This window comes from Microcystis flos-aquae FACHB-1344, assembly GCF_014698375.1.
In the GTDB taxonomy this organism is placed as follows: Bacteria; Cyanobacteriota; Cyanobacteriia; order Cyanobacteriales; family Microcystaceae; genus Microcystis; species Microcystis aeruginosa.
On record NZ_JACJSW010000031.1, the window covers coordinates 20,660 to 27,499 of the forward strand.

Consider the following 6,840-nt stretch of genomic DNA (forward strand, 5'->3'; position numbering starts at 1 on the left):
GTATCAATTATGAGTAACACTAATGACTTAGTTCTACATCTAAAACTAGATACCATTATCCCCGATGCAGACAATCAAAGAGTTCGTAGTGCTTTTTTAAGCGAGAATGTTTCAGCTTTAAGTGAGAATATTTCGGCTTCTACTGAGAACCAATATAGTGTTCATGGTAGTCCCCAAGTTGTGAGTGATGAACATTTTGGCAGTTGTTTCATTTTTGATGGAAGACAAGACTATATAGAAATTCCTAATTCAGAGGACATTAACTTTGCAACTAATCAAGATTTTACCGTTGCCAGTTGGATAAAAATAGCCAAAGAACAACCATTTAAAACCAATGGTGACAACGATATTATTGAAAAATGGAATGGTAGTGGAGGTTATCCCTATGTCATCAGATATATTCCTGATAACCAAACAATCTGTGCGGCAAGATATGATGGTTCTAATAGTCCCTATGTCACCACCACAACTAAACTTAATAGTGAGCAATTTTATCACATTGCTTTTGTGAAAGAAGGTAGCAAGTTACGGCTTTATTTAGATGGACGTGAAGAAAATAGTACGGATGATACAACCCAATCTCAAACACAAAATGATTCACCTCTTTATCTAGCACGTAGAGGAGGAAGCAATGAAGCTTATGCTAACTATTTTGCGGGAACAATTGCTCATCTCCGCATCTATAAAAAGGCATTATCTCCAGAAGAAATTAAACAGGATATAAATGATAATTTAACGGCGATCACCGCTTTTAATCTTGCCTATCCTCTTGATTTTGACTTATATGAAGGGGACAATAAAGAGTCCATTATCTTTATTGAAAATGATACTAAGGGAGAAGAACTGGTTTTTGAAATTCAAAATGATACAGAACAAGAGATTACTTTACCAGCAAAAAGTGGAGCAGTTACTCAAAATAATTATCATTTTGAATTAAGATTTAGACCTGATACTCTATCGCCTAAATCTTTACAGCAATTGGCTTTAAAAACCCAAAGTAATTGGAGTATGAGTTCTCCTGTTACTCAAGCAGATGGGATAGTTTCTCTCTATTTCTTAACAACTAATACTACTTTATCAGCTAATGAGGTCGTTACTTTAACCCTGCCAAACGTCAGTGCTTCAGCAGCGGGAGGGGCGAGAACAACCAGAGTTGAGTTTTTATGTCCAGAGTTTACTTATCAAGGAGAGACTTTAACTCATTATTATCGAGAAAAAAAACTCAGCGTTATCGATCATCGAGGGAAGAAAAATATTCCGCTTCATGTCAGTTTTGTAGGCTCTAATCGGATTTTGAATGATGGCACAACGACAAATAAGTTAACTTTGCGAATTGTTAATGTATTAAAAGATAAATCTATTCCTTTGATTCCAGATAGTAAGGGGGATCAAGCTTCTAAGTTTATTATCTCTTTTGATGTTCAAGAAGCAAATCAAAATAAGGATTGGGCTTTGGGAACCACAAGTCAGATACAAGGAATAGGGATTCAAGGAAAAGATTTTCGACTGAGGGCAAGACATATAGAGGAGTGGAAAATTGTTAAAGAGACTCAAGGAGAATCGCCAACTTGGACAATAACTAATCAAAATGAAGAAAACGTTGAGTTACGACAGGAACAGGGTATTGAATTAACAATTAACAATATCATTTCTTCTCTTCCTTCCGGTCAGACCAATCTTTATATACGCTATGAAAATATTCCGGGTTATTGGGATGGAACTTTTATTTGCACCATAGAGAAAATGCCCATTTTATATAAGGAAGGTAATGTAGGGATTGGTATCAGCGACCCAGGGAAATTCAAATTAAACGTACAGGGAGGCGATCTCAATGTTAGCGGCACAATTTACCGAGGTGGAAATCCTCTGATTTATGAAAATTATGAGATTTATTTAAGAGGTTCTGCTTTTGACTCTCCCGAAGGAAATAATACGTTTTTAAAAATTGCTAATGTTGCAATTACTATGACTAATAACAGGGGATTAAATACAGTTATTCTTCGTCCTGATGGTAGTTATAAAAAAGGCACTTCTCATGATATTTTTGCCGATAAAAGTTATTGGAATGATTGGGCAAATTGGATTAATGATCAAAACAATGTTGCTAATGGTGATGTTGTTGCAGTAGCTAGTTGGGATGCTATAAGGAATGCTCCTAGAGGTGGAGCTGCAGAAACTTTATTGACCTCCATTAAGGCTTTCAGGGCTTTTGAGGCAGAAAAAGGTGAATTTCCTGAGCGTTCTCCCTATGTTCTCTTATTTGTCAAAGGACGAGCGGGAGCAATGGAAGTCTGTCAACCCCATAAAGGACTTAATGCTCATCTGAAAACAACTTACTATGAACTGTTGAATTATGGTAATACTTCAGTCGTTTTAAGGGGAATGATTATAATGTGGGCTGGGGATGTCAATCAAATTCCTGTTGGTTGGGCTTTATGTGATGGCCAGAATGGTACACCCGATTTGCGAGATCGGTTTATAGTAGGTGCAGGATCTAACTATGGAGTTAAGACTACTGGGGGTCAGGCTACTGTAACCCTAACCGAAGCACAAATGCCTCCTCACAGACATACTGGAACAGCAGAAAGTAGTCAGCACCGGCATATCATCCCAACGGATAGTGGTGGTGGTGGAGAAGGTTGGGGGCAGGAGAGAATGATACAAGCAAATGTTTATAACAATGCAAATAATTGGGCTAATGCAAACAGCTACGCCTATACATACGGAGACCCTGTGGCACAATGGACTCCTAATTCAGCACCGACTGGGGGAAAGGGGGAACATACTCATAACTTGGCTATCAATCAAAGTGGTGCTGGACAAGCACATAACAACATCCCACCCTATTATGCGTTAGCCTATATTATGAAGCTATAGCCTTTTATTTTGCTCCAAATTAGCTAAAAAATGATGGAACATAAAAAGCGATCGCCTCCCATCCCACTCCCAATTCTCTGAGGAATTTCTTATGATACAGACTTATCCTATTTCTAAAACTATGGAGGAAAAATTATGTGTGGAAACGAACGAAAAAGACAGAGTGACGGAGACATACCTGATCAAAACGGAGACGGACCTGATCAAAAAAGACCACAAACCCGCAGTCAAACCAAACCAAAACGGGATGCAGAACAGGCGGCTAATCTAGAAGCGGCTCGAAAACATGCAGAGGAACTACGCTTGCGTCGGGAAGAAGCCTTAAAAAAACAACCAGCGACTCCGGCAGGAAATCGCGGAGATGGCAGTTTACACATATCATTCCTGCAAATGGGACAAGGAGATTGTTGTCTGATTGCCACCCCGAAAGGGCGTGTCATTATGATTGACTGTGGTTCTGATTCTAAGGATAGTGAAGACAATGCGGTTTATACAAAACGGATTAAGGATTCGATTTACACCGAAAAATTCTTAAAAAATCAGAATGAAATTGATATTTTAATTCTGACCCATCCTGATACGGATCACTACGAAAAAGCCAAAGAGGTTCTTAAGGATAACGTAATCATTCATAATGTCTACCACAGTGCTAAATTTCCCGACTACAGTGCCGGACAAACCAGCACTTGGATTTCTTCTCGAACGACCGATCCCAGTTTTATCAAAGCAGTTACCCATAATTTATTGACCTGTGGCTTTATTCGGATTAATGACAAGGACGTGCTAAATGCCGATGAAACCAACACAGTCGATCGCCTAGATGGGAAGGGAGGCATTCGTATTGTTGATGAAGAGAACTGTAAAATTGCAATCCTGGCCAGTAATGTTGATAAATTGTACGTCAACGACAACAGCAACACGACCAATCGAGGAAGTGTCGTAACCTTGATCGAAATCTTTGATCAAAAACTGTTAATTTGTGGAGATGCGACCCGCAGTACAGAACATTATCTCCTCAAAAATCATGGCGATCGCTTGGCTAATCTGTGTGTTCTGCAAGCTCCCCATCATGGTAGCAATAATACATCATCCTCGCAAGAGTTTGTCGATAAGACGAAGCCTATCAACGTCGTCATGAGTGCTGGTAAAAAAGTTGATAAAGACCATCTGCCCAGTGAAGATACCATTGTCCGCTATGAAAATTGTCAAGCATTAAGTAAACGGTCTGAAGTCCCTGAACATGAAATTTTTTATTGGGAAAAAGGGAGTATGGGTTCTTATAGTAACACCAGTAAATTTACCAAACGTGCGGTCTATATAACCGGTTCTAACGGCACGTTTTCACAGAGATTTGAGCAACCTTCCACATAGGCAATTACGATGGATTTCACCCAACTCAAAACCCATATTATTATCACAAACAATCGGCTGGAACTGGCTATTAACGATCTGGCTTCTAGCGATCTTAGTCAATTATTTGTTCCTTATCTGAAGGATGGCAAGTTAGTCATCGAGAACATTACTCAGCACACCGAAACCGACACGGACATCACTGTGGTAGGCACAGGATCACAACCTCCCTTCGCCGGAATGCAGGTTACAGCCGTCTTTAGTATTCAAGAGGCCAATCCGGCCATCGTTGTTACGGCTACGGCTGATAGCAATTGGACTTTAGCTCAAGAATATCCATCATTACAACATACCCTAGCCGAATCGATTCATTACAACAGCCCTAGCTTAATCCTGAGTTCCTATGACGCATCAACAGAAGCAAAAAGAGGAATGACTTTTCATGGGACTCTCCATACTGATTCAATTTTTGGCATTTTAGAATTACTCTTTCCCAAGGTCGAGCATCGTCTGTATGGCGAGATTACCATGACCCCAAGGATACCGGAAGTTAGTGCTGACATTGAGCCAGTCCCTAATATGTTTATCGAGGGACCCGATGGCATTACCACCGACTTAACCTTATTTCGATTGACCGATATCCGCTACGAACTTTGCATTGATCCTCGCTTTAACTATGACAAAGTTGAATGGGATAACCTGGTTTATCTTGCCTTTAGTGCTAATATTCCGTTTCAAGCACAAGGAACCCAACACTCAATTTTTCTCTCAGCGCAACTATTTAACCCTCAATCTGATGTTCGTTTGAGTGCCGATCTCAGTGATCTGGGTAACGTTGCCTTAGAAGAATTAGGATCTCTGGTGAACCATACCGGATTGACAACTCCCTTCGATTTCAACATTAAACAATTAGTGCGGTTTGCCAATTTAGACATAGTGATCAATCCCACCGGCAGTCCCAAGATTCGCTATGTCAACCTAAAATTAGAAACTCAAGAAAGCTGGACAATTGTTGAAGATTTACTAACCCTAGAGGCGATCGATGTCTCTTTCCGAGTAGATGACCCCTTGGGAGGACGCAACCTTTCGGGATCGGTTTCTGGTTTAGTGGGAATTGGAGAGTCAGGAACGCTGGAGTTGAGTGCGTTCTTTGGCAATAACTTTTCAGAGACTTCCATCGGTGGAGGTTTGCGTCGAGGAGATCCCCCTCTCAATATCCGTGAGGTCTATGAACACTTTACCAAGAAAACCAATCCCCACCTACCTGACTTGGTAGTGACAGCCTTTGACTTCTTTATGGAGTTACCCACCAAACAGCGATCAGCAACCTATTGGGACTTAGGCGTTTTCGGTCAGCAAAAAAGGCTCAAACCATTACGGGACAAAGGGTTAACCTCGATTTATGATTTTCCTTGATCTATCTGGGTTTCAGCGATTTTGGGCTTCTCGAAGTAAATCCCAAGCGGGGATTGGAGTTGAGGCTTTTCTCGATTTGTTTTTTGTCTAAGTCCCACTATCAGGGGGAGTTAATTCTTGATGGAGAATGGGTCATTCTTGAAGAGAGTCCCCAACTGCTTCTGTACGATATTCAGTTTTCTCTTGCCCATCCCGATGCCCAAAGAACTCATTTTACAGCCCGTGTCAGCTTTTTGATTGAGCAGGTGTTAATTGGACTGACAGCCCAATATCAGGACGAACAGAAGGGCTGGGAATTTTCAGGAGAAACCGGCAAGGGACAGGCTATACCCATTGGTAACTTAATCGCTAACTTGGGACAACGCTTTCGCCCGGTGGTCTTGCCTAAGGCGATCGCTGATTTAACTATTGAGAATTTGGCAACATCATTTAATACTGGAGCAAAAGATTTTACCTTTACCTGTGAGTCTCAATTTCCTATTGATCATCAAAATATAGATATTACGGTCAATATTAATATTCTCCGACAATTAGATCTTTCCTATAAAAAACACTTTGATGGACATATCACTATTGGTAGCTTAAAATTTGCCCTCATTTTCGATACTGACCAAACCTCTACCAAATTCCTCGCCGCTTACCATGATGACCAGACGATAAAAGTTAAAGACCTAATTGGTTATATTGATTCTCAGTTAAAAGAGGATATACCAGAAGGACTAGAAATCAGACTAAAAGATGCTTTATTTGCCTATTCTAAACAACAAACCTTAACTAATTTTCTCTTCGGTTTAAATATTGATGGTGGCATTAACCTCTCTAACCTACCCCTAGTCGGACAAGAATTTCCTCCCAATCAAACCCTGAAAATTTCCCTACAAATCTTAGCAACTAAAGCTGATTTTACAGCCCCAGAATTACAAGCCTTAAACACTTTATATACCAGAAGTGTTGAACGGGGAAAAAAGTCGTACAAAATTTGATATTATAGATAAGAAAACAAAGTAAATATACACCAATAAATGTGAATAAGCCATGCTAACAATTTTCCCAAAACTAATGAAAGAGCTTCTCAAGCCACTCCCCAAAAATGACTATCCCGCATTAAGTACATTTACTTTTGTGTCCTGTTGGATAGGTTTTGCACTGGATAAAAGTATCGTCAGCATGAGAGACTTAAGCGCACGCCTGAAAATG

The 6,840-nt window shown here is 40.1% G+C and carries 4 protein-coding genes; all 4 read left to right on the top strand.

Annotated elements, in window-relative coordinates:
* Positions 1-9 precede the first annotated feature (9 nt).
* Positions 10-2,877 carry a LamG-like jellyroll fold domain-containing protein gene (locus tag H6G48_RS01940; RefSeq protein ID WP_190718535.1) on the top strand — a complete coding sequence of 956 codons (2,868 nt, stop codon included), beginning with the start codon at positions 10-12 and terminating at the stop codon, positions 2,875-2,877.
* Positions 2,878-3,012: 135 nt separating this feature from the next.
* Positions 3,013-4,248, top strand: coding sequence for a ComEC/Rec2 family competence protein (locus H6G48_RS01945; RefSeq protein ID WP_190718538.1), 1,236 nt, complete (start codon positions 3,013-3,015; stop codon positions 4,246-4,248).
* A gap of 9 nt (positions 4,249-4,257) precedes the next feature.
* Positions 4,258-5,643 (top strand): hypothetical protein, encoded by a 1,386-nt coding sequence (locus H6G48_RS01950; RefSeq protein WP_190718542.1) that lies wholly within the window; start codon positions 4,258-4,260, stop codon positions 5,641-5,643.
* Between the two features lie 83 nt (positions 5,644-5,726).
* Positions 5,727-6,626: a hypothetical protein gene (locus H6G48_RS01955; protein ID WP_242034493.1), complete on the top strand. Its 900-nt coding sequence runs from the start codon at positions 5,727-5,729 to the stop codon at positions 6,624-6,626.
* The last annotated feature ends 214 nt before the right edge of the window (positions 6,627-6,840 follow it).